Source organism: Marinobacter vinifirmus (assembly GCF_002258215.1).
Classification (GTDB): domain Bacteria; phylum Pseudomonadota; class Gammaproteobacteria; order Pseudomonadales; family Oleiphilaceae; genus Marinobacter; species Marinobacter vinifirmus.
Genome location: NZ_NEFY01000008.1, coordinates 23,329 through 40,608, shown reverse-complemented (window position 1 = coordinate 40,608; position 17,280 = coordinate 23,329). Strand labels below are relative to the sequence as shown.

General features: G+C 59.0%; 13 protein-coding genes. 5 read left to right on the top strand and 8 right to left on the bottom strand.

Annotation, left to right across the window (positions count from 1 at the left end):
- Window positions 1-39: 39 nt before the first annotated feature.
- Window positions 40-417, top strand: a complete 378-nt coding sequence (locus B9Q17_RS11335; protein WP_036219667.1) for a PilZ domain-containing protein — start codon at window positions 40-42, stop codon at window positions 415-417.
- A 16-nt stretch (window positions 418-433) separates the two neighbouring features.
- Here the strand turns inward: B9Q17_RS11335 and B9Q17_RS11330 are convergent, their stop codons facing one another.
- The 4 genes from B9Q17_RS11330 to pncC form a co-directional block, all read right to left on the bottom strand.
- Window positions 434-3,907 carry an EAL domain-containing protein gene (locus tag B9Q17_RS11330; RefSeq protein ID WP_094625313.1) on the bottom strand — a complete coding sequence of 1,158 codons (3,474 nt, stop codon included), beginning with the start codon at window positions 3,905-3,907 and terminating at the stop codon, window positions 434-436.
- Between the two features lie 166 nt (window positions 3,908-4,073).
- On the bottom strand, window positions 4,074-4,535 hold the full coding sequence (locus tag B9Q17_RS11325) for a flavodoxin family protein (RefSeq protein ID WP_094625312.1): 462 nt from the start codon (window positions 4,533-4,535) through the stop codon (window positions 4,074-4,076).
- A gap of 22 nt (window positions 4,536-4,557) precedes the next feature.
- Entirely contained in the window at window positions 4,558-5,601 is a 1,044-nt protein-coding gene (recA, locus tag B9Q17_RS11320; RefSeq protein WP_058341159.1) for a recombinase RecA, read from the bottom strand.
- 124 nt (window positions 5,602-5,725) lie between these two features.
- Window positions 5,726-6,226, bottom strand: coding sequence for a nicotinamide-nucleotide amidase (pncC, locus tag B9Q17_RS11315; RefSeq protein ID WP_022989401.1), 501 nt, complete (start codon window positions 6,224-6,226; stop codon window positions 5,726-5,728).
- Window positions 6,227-6,329: 103 nt separating this feature from the next.
- Here pncC and mutS point away from each other — a divergent pair, with 103 nt between their 5' ends.
- Together mutS and fdxA are read left to right on the top strand one after the other, a co-directional pair.
- Entirely contained in the window at window positions 6,330-8,954 is a 2,625-nt protein-coding gene (gene mutS, locus B9Q17_RS11310) for a DNA mismatch repair protein MutS (RefSeq protein ID WP_094625311.1), read from the top strand.
- Window positions 8,955-9,117: 163 nt separating this feature from the next.
- Complete coding sequence (gene fdxA, locus B9Q17_RS11305; RefSeq protein ID WP_094625310.1) at window positions 9,118-9,441, top strand: ferredoxin FdxA; 324 nt, start codon at window positions 9,118-9,120, stop codon at window positions 9,439-9,441.
- Window positions 9,442-9,524: 83 nt separating this feature from the next.
- Here fdxA and B9Q17_RS11300 read toward each other — a convergent pair whose 3' ends face one another.
- The 4 genes from B9Q17_RS11300 to B9Q17_RS11285 form a co-directional block, all read right to left on the bottom strand.
- A complete protein-coding gene (locus tag B9Q17_RS11300) occupies window positions 9,525-10,556 on the bottom strand; it encodes a hypothetical protein (protein ID WP_022989404.1) in 1,032 nt (343 codons plus the stop codon).
- A 139-nt stretch (window positions 10,557-10,695) separates the two neighbouring features.
- Window positions 10,696-11,646, bottom strand: a complete 951-nt coding sequence (locus B9Q17_RS11295) for a DegV family protein (protein ID WP_058341078.1) — start codon at window positions 11,644-11,646, stop codon at window positions 10,696-10,698.
- Between the two features lie 239 nt (window positions 11,647-11,885).
- The gene (locus B9Q17_RS11290; RefSeq protein WP_094625309.1) at window positions 11,886-13,256 is read right to left on the bottom strand and encodes a solute carrier family 23 protein; all 1,371 of its coding nucleotides are present in this window, start codon (window positions 13,254-13,256) and stop codon (window positions 11,886-11,888) included.
- 94 nt (window positions 13,257-13,350) lie between these two features.
- Window positions 13,351-14,979, bottom strand: coding sequence for an acyl-CoA synthetase (locus B9Q17_RS11285; protein WP_094625308.1), 1,629 nt, complete (start codon window positions 14,977-14,979; stop codon window positions 13,351-13,353).
- 147 nt (window positions 14,980-15,126) lie between these two features.
- Between B9Q17_RS11285 and B9Q17_RS11280 the strand changes: the two genes are divergently transcribed.
- Window positions 15,127-16,632 carry a sensor histidine kinase gene (locus B9Q17_RS11280; RefSeq protein WP_094625307.1) on the top strand — a complete coding sequence of 502 codons (1,506 nt, stop codon included), beginning with the start codon at window positions 15,127-15,129 and terminating at the stop codon, window positions 16,630-16,632.
- Entirely contained in the window at window positions 16,622-17,269 is a 648-nt protein-coding gene (locus B9Q17_RS11275; protein ID WP_094625306.1) for a response regulator transcription factor, read from the top strand. Before B9Q17_RS11280 ends, B9Q17_RS11275 begins: the two co-directional genes overlap by 11 nt.
- Window positions 17,270-17,280 lie beyond the last annotated feature (11 nt).

Sequence of the window (17,280 nt, the reverse complement as noted above, 5' to 3'; positions counted from 1 at the left end):
TCCGGAAACAACAAAGACAAAAAGACAGTGGATGCAGCCATGGCAAGTAAGCCCTCAGATCGCCGAATCAAGGAACGGTTTCCCGCCACCTGCCTGAACGTGCAGCTCAGTGAACGCGGCTTTTTTGGCCGTGGCAAGAACCCGGTGGCGGTGAACTGCCTGGATATGAACCGCTACGGCATGGCGGTTCAGTGCCCCCGGCCGGTCGAACCCGGCGCCCGCCTGTACCTGCAAATCCGCGGCAAATACATCAACGAACCCCGCGTGGCGGCCCGCGTAGTCCGCTGCCAGCCATGGCGCACCGGCTTCCGGGTGAGCGTTCAGTTCAGTTACTGCCTGGACCAGAAACGCTATTCCCGGGCCGTCGACAATGCCCTGTCACGCATTGAAGGCTTCTACAGCCGCCTGGCCGGCTAGGCCACCGCCTGCCGGCTTACCCGGTTTTTCCAATCCACTGCACCAGGTCCTCGAACAACATCGGCCGGGCAAAGTAGTAGCCCTGGAAGCTCTCGCAACCATGGCTCTTCAGGTAACAAAACTGCTCCTGGGTTTCCACGCCTTCGGCTACCACGTTCAGCCCCATTTCCCGGGCCAGGGTAATCACACCCTTGCACACCGCCGCATCTTTCTCGTTGGTGGTGACATTGTCCACAAAGCTGCGGTCGATCTTGATGTTGTCCACCGGCAGGTCTTTCAGGTAACTGAAACTGGAAAACCCGGTGCCAAAATCATCAATGGCCGTGGCCACCCCCATGCCGTTCAGGGCATTGAGGATATCAATAGCCCCCTCGCTGTCTTTCATCAGGATGCCTTCGGTCAGCTCCAGCTCCAGGTGTTCCGGTGCAAGACCAGTGTCTTCCAGAATCGACCTGAGCGCTGTCAAAAAGCCCGGGCGGTGGAACTGCAGCGGCGACAGGTTCACCGCCATACGCCCCTTCAGCAGCCCCATCTCCAGCAACCGCCGGGCGTCTTTACACGCCTGGGTGGTTACCCACTTGCCCAGGTGGGCAATCTGGCCGGTTTCCTCGGCTACGGGAATAAAGTCTGCCGGTGAGATAAAGCCTTTCTCCGGATGCTTCCATCGAACCAGCGCCTCCAGGCCGCAAAGGTGACCGTCCTGATCCACCTGGGGCTGGTAATTCAGGAACAGCTGGCCGGTTTTGATGGCCTCCTGTAATTCATTACGCAACTCCACACGCTTGGACAGCTTGGAATCCAGGTCTTCGGAGTACACCACATAGGTATCACGCCCCTGCTGCTTGGCCTTGTACATCGCCATATCAGCCTGCTGAATCAGCTTTTCCGGCCCGGTGGACTGCTTGTCCAGCAAGCTGATGCCGATGCTGGCAGAAATATAAAGTTCATGGCTGCCCACCTGATGAGGGTCCGCAATGCTATCCAGAATCCGGTTTGCCACTTCGTCAGCCTGGGCCGGGGAGGTCAGGTCAGGTAACAGCAACACAAACTCGTCGCCGCCAAAACGGGCCAGCGTATCTTCCGGCCGGGTCACCAGCTCCAACCGCCTGGCAATGCTGATCAGCAGGCCGTCCCCCACTTTGTGGCCAAGAGCATCATTGATCGGCTTGAATTCATCCAGGTCTACAAACAGCACGGCCAGCTGTTGATCATTCCTCTGGGCCAGCGCCACGTCGTGAGTAAGCCGATCTTCAAACAGGCTGCGGTTACCCAACCCGGTCAACACGTCGTGAGTAGCCTGATAGGCAAGTCGGTTTTCCTGCTCTTTCTTCTCCGAGATGTCGGTCATGATGGCGGTAAAGTGGGTAACCCGGTCATCGTCATCTTTCACTGGCGCCAGCGCGACATGGTTCCAGAACGGCGTTTCGTCCCGACGATAGCTTTTCAAGGTGACACTGGCTGCACGCCCAAACCGAACCGCGGTCCAGATAGCGTCCATATCGCTCTCTTCGGTTTCCGGGCCGGTGAGCTGCTTTACCGGCGCTCCGATCACTTCCTCGCGGGAATATCCCGTGATGGCCGTGAACGCAGAGTTCACGAACACCACCGGCATGTGGCTTTCCCGCACATCAACCACCACCACAGCGTTCTCGCTGGACTCCAGGCTGCGCTGCAGAATCCTCTGGTTTTCCTGCGCCTGGTGCCGGTCGGTTACATCCTTCACCAAGGCAAAGACACCCACTACCCCGGCATCTACCACAATCGGAACAAACGCACATTCATAGTTCCTGCGTTTGCCCAGGGCGTTCAGAAAGGCCACTTCAAAGGTCTGAGGATGGCCTGCCACGGTATTCTGAAAGGCCGTATCAAACACAACAAAGTCGGCCTCATCCATAGCGCCTTGAGTCAGAACATCCTGGTAACGGGTAACCCCCAGATCCCGGTTGGTAAAACCCACGATCTTCTGGGCTACCGGGTTAACCGCCTGGTAAACCCCTTCGCGGTCGAAGGCAAACACTGCATCCGGCGACTGGGAGAACAACGACCGGAAGCGTTGCTCTGCCACGTTGATTTCCCTGGCCTGCCGTTTCTGCAAGCCCAACAGGCTGCGCCCCATAATCAGCATGTAACTCATCAACAGCCCGAAACCAAACAGTGCCGGCGGCAGCATTCCCCGCAGAGAAAGTACCGATGCCGGGCCAGCCGTGGCACTGAGTACAAGGTCCGGGCCGTTGGGAATATTTACTGGCACATGCTCGTAAACCTCATGTTCCAGGTGATGAAGTGCAATAGCCCGCTCCACAGCCGGGCTGTCCGCTCCCTCAAGCCGGATCTCGAAATCGTAATAGTCCCTGGATGATTCAAGCGCCAGCAACTCCGCCACATCAAAAACCGCGAGAAAATACGCACCCGAACCCAGGTCTGGCCGCACCAGGGCGATCGCCGAAAACGGCTTAGCCGGGTCCGGGAATATCCAGGCGCTGGCCAACCGTTCGTCGCGCGCTTTGCGAACCCAACCCCACACTTCCGGGTTGACGGTCTGATCCATCACCCACAGCAGATCCTCAGGGTTACGACTCCGCCGCCACACCGGAGACCGACCATCCCGGAACAACATCAGGGACTTCAGGGCCGGCGTATCTTTGAAATACCAGCGCATTTCGGTTTGCTCGAGAGCTTCAGGCACTTCAAAGCCCAGCGACGCCCACCGGTTGGCCAGCCGATCAATCAACGCAACAGAAGACTGCAACTCCAGTTTTAGCTCGCTGGCATAGTACTGAATGGTAGAGCGGGCAATGTGGTGTCGCTCTTCATGGTTGCCCCAACTGGCAATGACCGACAACACAAACGTGCCAAATACGCCAGCCACCCCAGCAACTACGCCGTCTCGCCGCAGCATGAACGGTTTGCCTGAATCACGCTGCGCCAGGATGATCAACGCGATGCCAAATCCCAGGCAAAACAACCCGGCAATCAGCGAAAAACCTTCAACCAGACCGCCCGGCCCACCCATCAGACCCCGACGAACATTCTCCAGCACCGCATAGGAGCCAATGGCCAGGCCGAAACAACCGGCAAGCAGCGCATACAACCGCCCTGCTGCTCCGCGCAGCCCGATGAGAGATACGCTGGCCAGCACCAGCACGGCGACTGCAGGCAGGTTCATCAGCCGGGACTGTCCACTGAGCGGCGACACCGCTGAGCCGTCCCCGCTATCCAGTAGGTTGTGGCCCAGACTGTATGCACCCAGGCCCACCAGCATTATCCCGAACGCGAGTTGCCAGAGGCGCTTTCGAAAGAAAATAGCAGTCATTGCCCCTGCACCGGCAATAATCGCCAGCGCCCCCTCTGCCGTAAGCATCAGGCTCTGAGGCATCGGCACCATCGGGAAGGCTGTGATAATTAATGCCAGAACGCCGGCCTGAAGGCCGCACAGAAAGAGAATCAGTAAGCAGGCCTGGAGCCTGAGGTCGCGAGTTGGCTGTGGCATGAAAAAACTTTGTTGTCGCTCGGAAGTAAGGAGAAATTAACAAGTTACTAGCACCTGAATACTAGCAGTTGATTTTAGCCAATTCCGTTGTTTCCTTGTTACCGAATAGCCCTCCTCGCCTATCGGCGGTGGCCAGCACCAATTAAACGCCGTTGCGCCGGGGTTTTCAGATAATTCCGGCATCCAGGCTGGCCGCCACAAACAGCCCCAGCTCTTCACACTGGTCGGCAAATTCGGGCTGGTAGTCACCCCGGCACAGCAGGGGTTCCTGGATAAGCTTCCAGCGCAGGCCGGTAGTAATGCTGTCTATGGCGCGGCGTGTGCCGGTGCCGTCGTGGCCGGCGCGGATATAGACAGTAAAAGGCAGGCCCTGGGTTTTCTCCAGGCAGGGGTAATAGCTACGGTCAAAGAAATCTTTGAGGGCGCCCGACATATAGCCGAGGTTTTCGGTGGTGCCAAGGATAATGGCATCGCAGGCGAGGACATCTTCGGGGCCGGCTTCGAGCGGCTCTTTCACCACCACTTCCACCGCTTCAATATCCGGGTTACGGGCGCCCTTTTCGACGGACTCCCGTAACCGCAGGGTATTGGGAGACGGTGCATGGGCTACTATCAACAGTCGCTTCATGTAACGCCTCCCGGGTTCTTACTTAGAGCAATTCACCGTTCGCTTCCACGGGCGCTTCTGCCGCTTCTTTCTTCACCGGCTTGGGCATCAGCTTGTCACGAACCTTGGCTTCGATTTCGTTGGCGATGTCCATATTCTCTTCCAGGAACTTGCAGGCATTGGCCTTGCCCTGGCCGATCTTGTCGCCGTTGTAGGCGTACCAGGCACCGGATTTGTCGACGAAGCCTTCTTTCACACCCATGTCCAGAACTTCGGCCATGTGGTAGATGCCCTTGCCGTACATGATCTGGAACTCGGCCTGTTTGAACGGCGGCGACACCTTGTTCTTGACGACTTTTACGCGGGTTTCGTTACCTACCACTTCGTCGCCGTCCTTCACCGCACCGATGCGGCGGATGTCCAGACGTACGGAAGAGTAGAATTTCAGGGCGTTACCACCGGTGGTGGTCTCGGGGCTGCCGAACATCACACCGATCTTCATACGAATCTGGTTTATGAACACCATCAGGCAGTTGGCGTGCTTCACGTTACCGGTCAGCTTACGCAGCGCCTGGGACATCAAACGGGCCTGCAGGCCTACGTGGCTGTCGCCCATTTCGCCCTCAATTTCCGCTTTCGGAGTCAGGGCCGCTACCGAGTCGACGATGATGACGTCGATGGCGTTGGAACGTACCAGCATGTCAGCGATTTCCAGTGCCTGCTCGCCGGTGTCCGGCTGGGAGACCAGCAGGTCGTCGACGTTTACGCCCAGCTTTTCAGCGTAGATGGGGTCGAGTGCGTGCTCGGCGTCGATAAAGGCACAGGTTTTACCGGCTTTCTGCGCTTCGGCGATCACTTGCAGGGTCAGGGTGGTTTTACCGGAGCTTTCCGGGCCGTAAATCTCTACAATCCGGCCATACGGCAAGCCACCAATACCCAGGGCCACGTCCAGCCCCAGGGAGCCGGTGGATACCGCAGGAATGGCTTCACGGGGCTGGTCGCCCATTTTCATCACGGCGCCCTTGCCAAACTGGCGTTCAATCTGGCCCAGTGCTGCGCTGAGTGCTTTCTTGCGGTTGTCTTCCATTGTTACCTGCCCCTCACTATTCGATATGACGACACCGGAGGTGTATCCAGTGTTTTCCTGTATATTTGAACAGTATTAAAACATAAGCCTTGGCACAGACCAACCCCTGCCGGGGTGAAAAACATCACAGTGTTTTCAGAAACTCCGTAACCCCTTGCAACACATACAAAACCGATTGCCGGCGTACCTGTTCCCGGTCGCCGTCAAAGTGCTGAACACGGGTTTGCGTGTTGTCCGGGCCGGTTCCCCAGGCAAACCATACCGTGCCCACAGGCTTTTCCTCACTGCCGCCGCCAGGGCCGGCAACGCCGCTGATGGCCACGGCCACATCCACACCGGTGGCGCGAACGGCACCGGCCACCATCTGGCGCACCACCGGTTCGCTGACAGCGCCGTGCTCGGCCAGCACTTTTTCTTCTACGCCCAGAATGGCCTGTTTTGCCTCATTGCTGTAGGTCACCAACCCGGCCATCACATAGGCAGAGGAACCCGCCCTGTCTGTCAGCACCTTGGCCACCCAGCCACCGGTGCAGCTTTCAGCGGTGGCCATGGTTCTGCCCTGCTGTATCAACAAGTCTCCCAGCGCATTGCCGGCGGTTTCCAGTTGCTGATCGGTTGCTTGCATAGCCTTCTCCAAGATCCTGTTGCCAAACCCTTCGTTTCATCCCGGGCGTTATTTTCTTACAATCCCCGCTTTGACCCAAACGCACGATCAACCGGACGCTTCCATGCCTGCAACCCAGACCGATCTTTCCAAGCATACCCCCATGATGCAGCAGTACCTGAAGATCAAGCGGGAGCACCCGAACGAGCTGGTGTTCTACCGCATGGGTGACTTCTACGAGCTGTTTTACGACGATGCCAAGAAAGCGGCTGAGTTGCTGGACATTACCCTGACCGCCCGGGGACAGTCCGGCGGCAACCCTATTCCCATGGCCGGCGTGCCTTTCCACGCCGCTGAAGGCTACATTGCCCGCATGGTGCGCGCGGGTCAATCCATTGCCATCGCCGAACAGATTGGCGATCCGGCCACCAGCAAGGGGCCGGTGGAACGAAAAGTGGTGCGCATTGTGACCCCCGGCACCCTGAGTGATGAAGCCTTCCTGGAAGACCGCCGCGACAACCTGCTGGCGGCAATTTTCAGCCATAAAGAGCAGTTCGGCTTTGCCTCGCTGGATATTTCCAGTGGTCGCTTTGCGGTATCTGAACTGGACAGCCTGGAAGCCCTGCAGGGCGAACTGCAGCGCTTGCGCCCGGCAGAGATCCTGATCAGCGAAGACTTCCCTTTCGGTGACCTGCTGGAAGGCTTCACCGGTGTGCGCCGGCAAGGCCCCTGGCTGTTCGAGCTGGACTCGGCCCGCCGTGTGATTACCCAGCAGTTGCAGGTGCGTGACCTCACCGGTTTTGGCTGCGAAGACCTGCACCTGGCGATTTGTGCCGCCGGCTGCCTGCTGCAGTACGCCCGGGAAACCCAGCGCACCGCCCTGCCCCACATTCGCAAACTGACCCGGGAGCGCCGGGAAGACGCGGTCATCCTGGATGCTGCCAGCCGCCGTAACCTGGAAATCGACACCAACCTGATGGGCGGCCAGCAATACACCCTGGCCTGGGTGATGGACCGCACGGCCACCGCCATGGGTGCCCGTGAATTGCGCCGCTGGCTGAACCGCCCGCTGCGGAATGTGGAGGTGGTTCAGCAACGCCAGCAGTCAGTCTCTGCCCTGCTGGACGGTTTTCACTATGAACCTGTGCACGACCTGCTCAAGCGTGTGGGCGACATCGAACGAATCCTGGCCCGGGTGGCCCTGCGCTCTGCCCGGCCCCGGGACCTCGCCCGCCTGCGGGATGCTTTCCAGATCCTGCCGGAGCTTCAGGAAGCCCTGAAGCCGGTTAATTCCAGCCATGTAGCCCAGCTGGCCGGAACCATTGGCGAATACCCGGAGCTTGCTGACTTGCTGGAGCGGGCCATCATCGAAAACCCGCCGGTGGTGATCCGCGAGGGCGGCGTGATAGCCGAGGGCTTCGACGAAGAGCTGGACGAGTTGCGCAACATCAGCGAGAACGCCGGCCAGTACCTGCTGGATGTGGAAACCCGGGAGCGGGAGCGTACCGGCATCTCCACCCTGAAAGTGGGCTACAACCGGGTGCACGGCTATTACATTGAAATCAGCCGGGGCCAGTCTGCCCAGGCGCCGGTGGATTACATCCGCCGCCAGACCCTGAAAAACGCCGAGCGCTTCATCACGCCCGAGCTGAAAGAGTTCGAAGACAAGGCCCTGAGTGCCAAGAGCCGCGCCCTGGCCCGGGAAAAAGGCCTGTATGACGACGTCTTGGAAACCGTGGCCGAACAGCTGGCGCCGCTGCAGGATGCCGCCCAGGCCCTGGCCGAGCTGGATGTGCTGAGTAACTTTGCCGAGCGCGCCACCAGCCTGCGCTTTACCGCACCGGAGTTTACTGACCAACCCGGTTTTGATGTGGAAGAAGGCCGCCACCCGGTGGTGGAGCAACTGCTGGACGAGCCTTTTGTGCCCAACAACCTGCTGATGGACACCAAACGCCGGATGCTGGTGATTACCGGCCCGAACATGGGCGGTAAGTCCACCTACATGCGCCAGGCCGCCCTGATTGCCCTGCTGGCCTACACCGGCAGCTTTGTGCCCGCCAACCGGGCGGTGCTGGGGCCGGTAGACCGGATTTTCACCCGCATGGGTTCTTCCGACGACATCGCCGGTGGCCGCTCTACGTTCATGGTGGAGATGACCGAAACCGCCAACATCCTGCACAACGCTACCGAACACAGCCTGGTGCTGATGGACGAAGTGGGCCGTGGCACCAGCACCTTCGACGGCCTGTCCCTGGCGTGGGCCACGGCAGAGCACCTGGCGAAGGACATTCGCTGCTACACCCTGTTTGCCACCCACTACTTCGAGCTGACGCAACTGGCGGATGACCTGGAACATGCGGTAAACGTGCACCTGACCGCCACCGAGCATGATGATTCCATCGTGTTCCTGCACAATGTGCATGACGGCCCCGCCAGCCAGAGCTATGGCTTGCAGGTGGCCAAGCTTGCCGGCGTGCCGCAGGATGTTATCCGTAACGCCAAGGCCCAGCTGGCACACCTGGAAGGCAGTGCCAGCCCCTCAGCGCCGGCCCCGGAGCATGTGCATGAACCGGCGCCGAAAGCCGTCAAACAACCGACCAGCGCGGAAACGGTTTATCAGGGTGATATGTTCGCCATGGCGGAGCCAAGCGCGGTGGAAGAGGCCTTACAGCAGCTGGATGTTGATGGCCTGTCGCCCCGGGAGGCCCTGAACCAGCTGTATGAACTGCGGGCATTATTGAAGAAATAACAGAAAACTGGGCCAAACTTGATCTGTGTAATAAGGTTATAGCAGCCCAACGCTTGCGGCTGCGGGGGCCGCTCCCTACAATATCGCGCACAAAATTATAGATGGGGCCGGATTTTCAGGGCTCCTGATGAGACTGAATGTTCTACGAACCAGGGATCTGACTATGGCGTTTATCGTTACTGATAACTGCATCAAGTGCAAATACACCGACTGCGTGGAAGTGTGTCCGGTAGACTGCTTCTATGAAGGCCCCAACTTTCTGGTGATCGACCCGGACGAGTGCATCGATTGCGCCCTGTGCGAGCCCGAGTGCCCGGCGGAAGCCATCTTCTCTGAAGACGAACTGCCTGCAGGCCAGGAAGCCTTCGTTGAGATCAACGCGGACCTGGCCGGCAAGTGGCCGAACATCACCGAGAAGAAAGACCCGCTGCCAGGCGCCGACGAGTGGGACGGCCAGCCCGACAAGCTCCAGTACCTGGAGCGCTGAGGCCAAAAGCTGTCAGCAGCTACAAAAAAGCCGGAAGAGCGATCCTCTTCCGGCTTTTTTGTATCAGGCCTGTGCAGCCCGACTTAGCCCTCTGCCAGCAACTTCTTCGCGGCAGCAGACTTGTAGAAGCTGCCCAGCCTTCTGCGCACCAAGGCCTCCACATAACCTTCCTTGTGCAGCACATCGATAATCGGCAGGCCCAGTTCGGCAATTTCCGTAACAATCACGTCCCGGGTCACTCCTATATCATTCAGCAGGTCCATCACCGGCCGGTCGCCATACTTGGCAAACAGGTGCTCGACCACGGCCCGGGCGCAACCTTCAAAGTAGGCGGTTTTACGGAAGTTCAGCCAGAAGTCATAACCCAGTACCACAAACTCCTGTAGCTCCACCTCACCCAGCCCGTCCTGGAGCTCGGCAATGGTCTGGTTCTCCAGCGATACCCAGGCCGCCATCACGCTGTCGCGCAATTCATCGTCGGTCAGTGCCCGGTGCAGGAACTGCTCGCTGCGTACAATCAGCCCCGGCAAGCTCTCTGCCAGCCAGGCCTTGATGCGACGTTCGAAGGTTTCATCCAGCCCCGGCACGGCCTTGTTGGCCATTTTCTTGCCGAACTTCATCACCGAACCCACTCCCGGCACCGAGCGGGTAATCAGGTTGTCTTCATACAGGTAATTCACCAGCCCGTGGTACACCACGTTCGACACCAGCTCCTGGTACACCGGGTGCGCCATGATCTCGCTGATGATCCGCTCCCGCTGCTGGCGCAGCTCCAGGGCCTCTTCGATAAAGCCGCTGGCCTGCTCCCGTGACAGGATTTCGCCCAGCGTGGTGTCTGCCTGAACCGGTGCCTTGAGCACTTCTGCCGCCATCTCCGCAGCCAGTTCCGGAATGCCGGCATCCAGTTCCATGTTCACGGCGATGCGCTTGATCACGCCCATTACCTGCTCGGGGCTGATCAGCCGGCCCAGCGGCACTTTTTCGGCATAGCCAAGCAATTCATCCACTTCCTGTTCCAGGAACTTCTTCAGCTTGGCGCCTTTGAGGGCGGCCACTTCGTGCTTTACGTGGGCTTCAAACAGGGTATCGACAAGACTGGGGGCAGTTTTGCTCATAGAGCTGGCATCCTTTGGCTGAATTCCTGAAGTATGCCGGTGAGGCTAACACGGAAGCAGGCAACAAGGGTTTGCCGGAATTACCGGCGAACCCGTGATTATGGGCCAGTCCGGCAACCGGCCCGACAGAAACAGACGCTTACTGGAAATCTGAAAACTCGTGGGGTTCTGCCGCCAGCGCCAGGCACAGGCTGCCGGGGCCAACGTAAATGGAGCTGGTAATGCCCATCTGCGACAACAGCAACTCTACACCGTGCTTTTCACAGGCATCGCGCAGGCGATTCAGGCCCGGCAGCTCTTCGATCTCAGTCCAGCTCAGGCCGCAGGACAAACTTACATAGGGTGTCAGCAAACCGGCTTCCAGACGGCCGATGGCGTAATTCATCACTTTCTCGACCGCCACGTTGAAGTCGCGGGTTTTGGCCACGGGCTTGCCTTCAACGCCCTGCCCGAAGATCACCGGGTTGATGTTCAGCACCTTGCCCATGAAGGCGGCCATCGCAGACACGCTCTTGTCGCCGCGGCGCCGGGCCCGTTCACGGATGTAATGCAGGTCGCGGGGAATCACGCAGGTGTAGATCTTGTCGGTGAAGGTTTCCACCTCGTGGCGCAGGGCATTCTTGGAGACTTTCTGGTTGATCAGCCGCAGGGTGTGGGCCGCCAGCAATCCCTGGCCCGCAAAGATCTGCTTACTGTCGATGACCCGCATGGAGAATTTGCCTTCCCGGCCGGCGGCCTTGCGGGCGCCTTCGTAGTTGGCCATCACGGTGTTCATGGCTTCGGAGGCGTGGTCGAAAATCTGGCTGCGGCTTCGGGTGACGGTTTCACAGATGGCCACGTCAAACTGAGTGACAATCTTTTCCATGAACAGGTTGTGGATCTGTTCTGCGGAAAAGGCTTCGGTTTCCGCCTGGTGGCCTTTATCAAGCAGGCCGCTCTGGTAGAACTCCTGGGTACGCACCGGATCGTGGGTATCGATGTAGGTCTGGCCATCAATAATGGCCGTTACCGGCAGCACAAACAGATCGTGTTTGCGGGAAAATTCATAGGGTAGATCACAGGCGGAATCAACGATCAAACCAACTCGCATGTGCAAAAGCCTCCGGGGTTCGGGTGTTTCCTCAGGCGGGAGCACCCTTTCTTGTGATTATTCTGGAGACACAAGTCTTGCACATGCCGGCGATAATTTCAGCCGCCCCGTGAAGCAGTTAACAAAAAGGCCCACGACAACAAATCCGGTAACCGAAAACAAAAAAAAGGAGGCCGAAGCCTCCCAAGGACACACAGTGGGTTGGTACCGCTGCTAGCTCAGCGGCACCGGGTTCAGAATTACTCGCTCGTCTCGGCGCCCGGCGCTTCCGGGTCAGAGGTAAACTTCAACAAGTGAGTACGCTCGATCAGGTAGTACAGGATGGCACCGGTGGCCAGGCCCCAGCCTGCGCCGTACACCGCCAGTACCACACCCATGGTGCCGGCAATGCCACGCTCGGTGTTGTTCTCCAACTGCTCCAGGCCCACCATCAAACAGATGTAACCGGTCAGCAGCAGGGTCAGCGACAGGGCAATCGGCAGCACCGGCTGGAAGAAGCTCACCAGCGGCAGCACGAACAGTGCAATGAAGCCGGTAATCCAGAAGGTGCCACCACCGCTGTAGATGGAGTCCATGGCGTTACGGCCGTACTTGTAGCGCTCGGCCATGGTGGCGGTTACGGCGGTCCAGATCGGGCCGGCCAGGCCAGGGTACGGCGCGAAGAACGCATGGCCACCATTACGGATGGCGGTTACCAGGTGGGCGCGGTCGATGCTGTTGTCGATGTCTTCATCTTTGCGCAGGTGGTCGACACGACTCATCAGGGATTGCCCCACCACGATGTCACCAAAGGCGATGACATAGGCGATCACCGCGGTCGGAATGGCATACAGGAAGATGTTCAGGTCCGGGAAACCCACGCTGAACGGCAGGTAGTTCCACAGCTGGTCAAAGGCCGGCTTGGTGATGCCCCACTGCACGTCGGGGACTTCATACTCGCCAACGGCAAAGCCCACCAGGATAGCCACAACCATGCCCGGCACCATGCCGTAGTTGGCAATCTTGCGGGCAATGTTGCTCTTGTCCACAAAGCCTTTGAAGGAAACGGAGAACATCAGGTACAGGCACACCAGGCCACCCACAATCAGGGAGATTGGCGTGTTGGCCAGGCGGCCACCGGCCTCGATTTCGCCCATCAGTGCAGCAATACCGGCACCGATGATAATACCGCCCTTCATGGACCGAGGAATCCAGTTCACCAGCTTGCTGCCCAGGCGGGTAACCCCCAGAAACAGGAAGATCAGGAACACCAGGAATTGCAGGGCAAACAGCGCCTGGATGGCCTCGGGGCCGGGTTCGTAGTCTGAAAGGAACAGCAACACCACGGGGATACCCGGGGTAATCCAGCCGGGCACCAGCGGTACACCCAGCAGGGCCGGCAGCATGAAGCCGATACCACACACCACAACGTAGGCCAGGGCCACGTCGTAGGGAACGCCCAGGTACTTTTCCAGCAGGGGAATCATCGCCAGGCTGACCACGAACATGATCAGTGCCTGCACCATCTCCGCGAATTCCCAGCGATAGTGAACAAACGGCACACGGATTTTGAACGGACCAGCCGGCCAGAACGGCTGCTCTTCACCATTTTTTCTATGGAACATTTGCATAACAGTACCTCCGGGCACACCGGTGTCGGGTGCCAGTCAATGTTGTTTTTGTGGAAAGAGGTGTGGCTGCGCCCGGCGGCGCAGCCTTGCCGGATCAGTTCAGTTCTTTGGCCTGGTCCCGCAGTACGAACTTCTGGATCTTGCCGGTAGAGGTCTTCGGCAGCTCCGAGAACACCACGGTTTTCGGAACCTTGAAGCGGGCAAGGTGCTCGCGACAGAAGCTGATGATGTCTTCCTCGGTTACGTTGCCGGCGTCCGGTTTCAGGGTAATGAAGGCGCAGGGTGTTTCACCCCACTTCTCGTCCGGCCGGGCAACTACCGCGGCTTCCATCACCGCCGGGTGGCGGTACAGGGTGTCTTCAACTTCGATGGTGGAGATGTTCTCGCCACCGGAGATGATGATGTCTTTCAGGCGGTCCTTGATTTCCATGTAACCGTCTTCGTGCCATACCGCCAAGTCCCCGGTGTGGAACCAACCGCCCCGGAAGGCTTCTTCGGTGGCACTCGGGTTCTTCAGGTAGCCCTTCATCACCGTGTTACCACGCAGGAAGATCTCGCCGATGGTCTTGCCGTCTTTCGGCACCGGCTGCATGGTGTTGGGGTCTGCCACCATGGTGCCGCCCAGGGTGTGATAACGCACGCCCTGGCGCGCCTTGATCTGGGCACGTTCTTGCAGTGGCAGCTCATCCCACTCGGACTTCCAGGCACACACGGTAACCGGGCCGTAGACTTCAGTCAGGCCGTATACGTGGGTCACTTTGATGCCCATCTCTTCGATGGCACCAATCACCTGGGCTGGGGGCGCCGCACCGGCGGTCATGGATTTCACATCGTGGTCGATACCGGCCTTGGCTTCCGGAGACGCATTCAGCAGCGCGTTCAGGACAATCGGCGCACCACACATGTGGGTTACCTGGTGATCGCGGATCAGCTTGAGGATTTTCTCAGGGTCTACCCGGCGCAGGCACACGTGGGTGCCGGCCATGGCGGTGATGGTCCAGGGGAAACACCAGCCGTTGCAGTGGAACATCGGCAGGGTCCACAGGTACACCGGGTGCATGTCCATAGACCAGACCGCCTGGTTACCCAGCGAGTTAATATAGGCACCACGATGGTGGTAAACCACGCCCTTGGGGTTACCGGTAGTACCGGAGGTGTAGTTCAGGGAAATCGCATCCCACTCGTCGGCGGGGAAGTTCCACTGGTATTCGGGGTCACCCTCCTGCAGGAAGGCTTCGTAATCCAGGTCGCTTACCTGAACGCCTTCACCGTACTCGGGATCGTCAACATCGATCACCAGCGGCTTGTGTTCAAGGTGACGAACAGCATCTTTGACCACCTGACCGAATTCACGGTCGGCAATCACCACCTTTGCTTCACCATGCTCCAGCATGAAGGCAATGGCTTCGGCATCCAGGCGCACGTTCAGGGTGTTCAGCACAGCACCAATCATCGGCACACCAAAGTGGCATTCCACCATGGCCGGAATGTTCGGCAGCATCACCGCAACGGTATCACCACGGCTGATTCCGCGCCCCTTCAGGGCAGACGCCAGCCGGCGGCAGCGGTCGTAGGTTTCGGCCCAGTTGCGACGGATGGCACCGTGGATAATCGCCGGATAATCCGGGTAAACACTGGCGGTACGTTCGATGAAATCAATGGGGGACTGGACCGCGTAGTTTGCGTTCCGGGGCTCAAGGCCCTGATCAAAGATCGAAGTCATTGGTGTGGTCCTCGTATGCTTATGTTGTTCTTATGCGTGTTCAGTAGAAACGCCAAAGCAGCTATACTTTGCATTAACAACAATGGTAGTTAACGAAATCAATGCTAGAAACTCTACCATGGTATTATAGGAACGTTACTATAATCTATGAAAATCCCCGAGAAAGACCCCCAACCCACACTCGTGACCAGCGCCGATGCCCGGGTTTTAAGCTGCAATGCCGCCGCCCGCCAGCTGGTGGAAGCCGCGCGCCTGGCCGAGGCCGGGGAACTCTTGCCGGTAAACGCCCCGGCCCTTGCCGCCTCGGCCCTGAACCAGGACCGGGCCATCGAGAACGTGGAATCCCGGTTTGCCGACAAGATCTGCCTCTGGACTTTCATTCCGGACTCCGACAAGCAGCAGGTCATGATTCGTGGGCGAGACGCAACCACCGATGTACTCACCCAGGAAGAAGCCCTGCGTTCCAGCCGGCTTTACCGGCTGATTACCGAGAACACCACAGACCTGATCTCCCGCCACGCCCCGGACGGCCGGTTTATCGACGCCACACCGGCCTCCTGGCGGCTTCTGGGCTACTGGCCGGAAGAGCTCAGGGGCAAATCCCTTGAAGAGGTTTTCGGCAACGACAAGGTGGCGGAACAACTGACTCACACCCGCAATCGCCTGCAGGAAGACGGCTACGCCACCCTGACCCTGGAAATCCAGCACCGCAACTGCAGCCGCCGCTGGTTCGAGATTGCCAGCCGGGCCATCCGGGAAACCTATACAGGCGCTGTGGTGGAAGTGATCAGCGTGTCCCGCGACATCACGCCCCGCATCGAGCAGGAAGAACAGAATCGCCTGCTGGCCGAGGAGCTGGCCCACACCGCCCGGCTGGCCACCCTGGGCGAACTGGCCTCGAGCATTGCCCATGAGATGAACCAGCCGCTGGCCTCGATTGTGAATTTCGCCAGCGCCAGCCAGCGCTTTCTGAAAGAAGCCGACAAGCGCCCGGAGAAACTGGCCAAGGTAGAGGATGGCTTGCAGAAGATCGTGCACCACGCCAACCGGGCCTCGGAAGTGATCAAGCGCCTGCGGGCCTTCCTGCGCAAGGGCCAGAAGCAGATGGCCCCGGTGCAACTGAACGCCGTGGTGAGCGACGTGGTGCGCCTGTGCCAGTGGGAAGGTGAAAAGAACGGCGTGAAGCTGCAAGAGAACCTGGCGGAGAATTCTCCGGTGATCACCGCAGACCCGATTTTGCTGGAGCAGGTGTTGATTAACCTGATTCGTAACGGCATTGAAGCCAACGTGGAAGCTGCCAGCCAGGGCGAGAACCGGGAACCGTCCCGCATTACCGTATGCACCTGCATCAACGACCAGCAGGAAACCCTGATCCAGGTTACCGACGAAGGCCCGGGGCTGGACGACGAAGGCATTCGCCAGATGTTCCAGCCGTTCTACACCAGCAAGCCCAAGGGCCTGGGCCTGGGGCTGTCCATGAGCCGCTCCATCATCGAAGGCTTTGGCGGCTTCCTGGATGCCATTCACGCAAACACCGGCGGCCTGTCACTGATTTGCCGCTTTCCGGCTAACCTTTCCTTCAACAACAGCCGCGGGGGCTCTAGAATGACCGCCGCCAACAATAATACGGAGAGATCCCCTGATGTCCGCTAGCACTCCTGCCGAAGCCAACACCGTGTTCGTGGTAGACGACGATGCCGGTATGCTCGAGTCCACCCAATGGCTGCTGGAATCGGTTGGATTACAGGTGCGTGCCTACAGCGACGGCCGCCAGTTTCTGAACGATGTGGCCGAAAACCGCCCCGGCTGTGTGGTGCTGGACATCCGCATGCCCGGGCTCGGCGGCCTGAACGTGCAGGAAGAGTTGCAGAAACGCGGGCTGGAGATTCCCATCATCTTCGTATCCGGCCATGCCGATGTACCCATTGTGGTGCGCGCATTCAAATCCGGCGCCTTCGATTTCATCGAAAAGCCATTCAATGAGCAGTTGCTGCTGGACAGCGTGCAGCAGGCCCTGCAAGACACTGGCGACGTCACCGGCAAGATGGCCGCCAACAGCGATACCGAAGCCTTGATCGCCACCCTTACCCGCCGGGAAAAAGACGTCTTCCTGCCCCTGGCCCAGGGCTACACCAGCAAGGAAATTGCCGAGCAGCTGGACGTCAGCGTAAAAACCATCGACCTGTACCGGGCCCGCGTGATGAAGCGCCTGGGCGCTGAACGCCTGCCGGATGTGACCGGCATTGCCATCGCGGCAGGGTTGCTGGACCCGGTGCACCTGCGGGCGTAGCTGATATACTG

Coding starts and splice junctions, on each gene's coding strand:
- B9Q17_RS11335 (WP_036219667.1), top strand. CDS start 40: ATGGCAAGTAAGCCCTCAGATCGCCGAATCAAGGAACGGTTTCCCGCC.
- B9Q17_RS11330 (WP_094625313.1), bottom strand. CDS start 3,907: ATGCCACAGCCAACTCGCGACCTCAGGCTCCAGGCCTGCTTACTGATT.
- B9Q17_RS11325 (WP_094625312.1), bottom strand. CDS start 4,535: ATGAAGCGACTGTTGATAGTAGCCCATGCACCGTCTCCCAATACCCTG.
- recA (WP_058341159.1), bottom strand. CDS start 5,601: ATGGAAGACAACCGCAAGAAAGCACTCAGCGCAGCACTGGGCCAGATT.
- pncC (WP_022989401.1), bottom strand. CDS start 6,226: ATGCAAGCAACCGATCAGCAACTGGAAACCGCCGGCAATGCGCTGGGA.
- mutS (WP_094625311.1), top strand. CDS start 6,330: ATGCCTGCAACCCAGACCGATCTTTCCAAGCATACCCCCATGATGCAG.
- fdxA (WP_094625310.1), top strand. CDS start 9,118: ATGGCGTTTATCGTTACTGATAACTGCATCAAGTGCAAATACACCGAC.
- B9Q17_RS11300 (WP_022989404.1), bottom strand. CDS start 10,556: ATGAGCAAAACTGCCCCCAGTCTTGTCGATACCCTGTTTGAAGCCCAC.
- B9Q17_RS11295 (WP_058341078.1), bottom strand. CDS start 11,646: ATGCGAGTTGGTTTGATCGTTGATTCCGCCTGTGATCTACCCTATGAA.
- B9Q17_RS11290 (WP_094625309.1), bottom strand. CDS start 13,256: ATGCAAATGTTCCATAGAAAAAATGGTGAAGAGCAGCCGTTCTGGCCG.
- B9Q17_RS11285 (WP_094625308.1), bottom strand. CDS start 14,979: ATGACTTCGATCTTTGATCAGGGCCTTGAGCCCCGGAACGCAAACTAC.
- B9Q17_RS11280 (WP_094625307.1), top strand. CDS start 15,127: ATGAAAATCCCCGAGAAAGACCCCCAACCCACACTCGTGACCAGCGCC.
- B9Q17_RS11275 (WP_094625306.1), top strand. CDS start 16,622: ATGTCCGCTAGCACTCCTGCCGAAGCCAACACCGTGTTCGTGGTAGAC.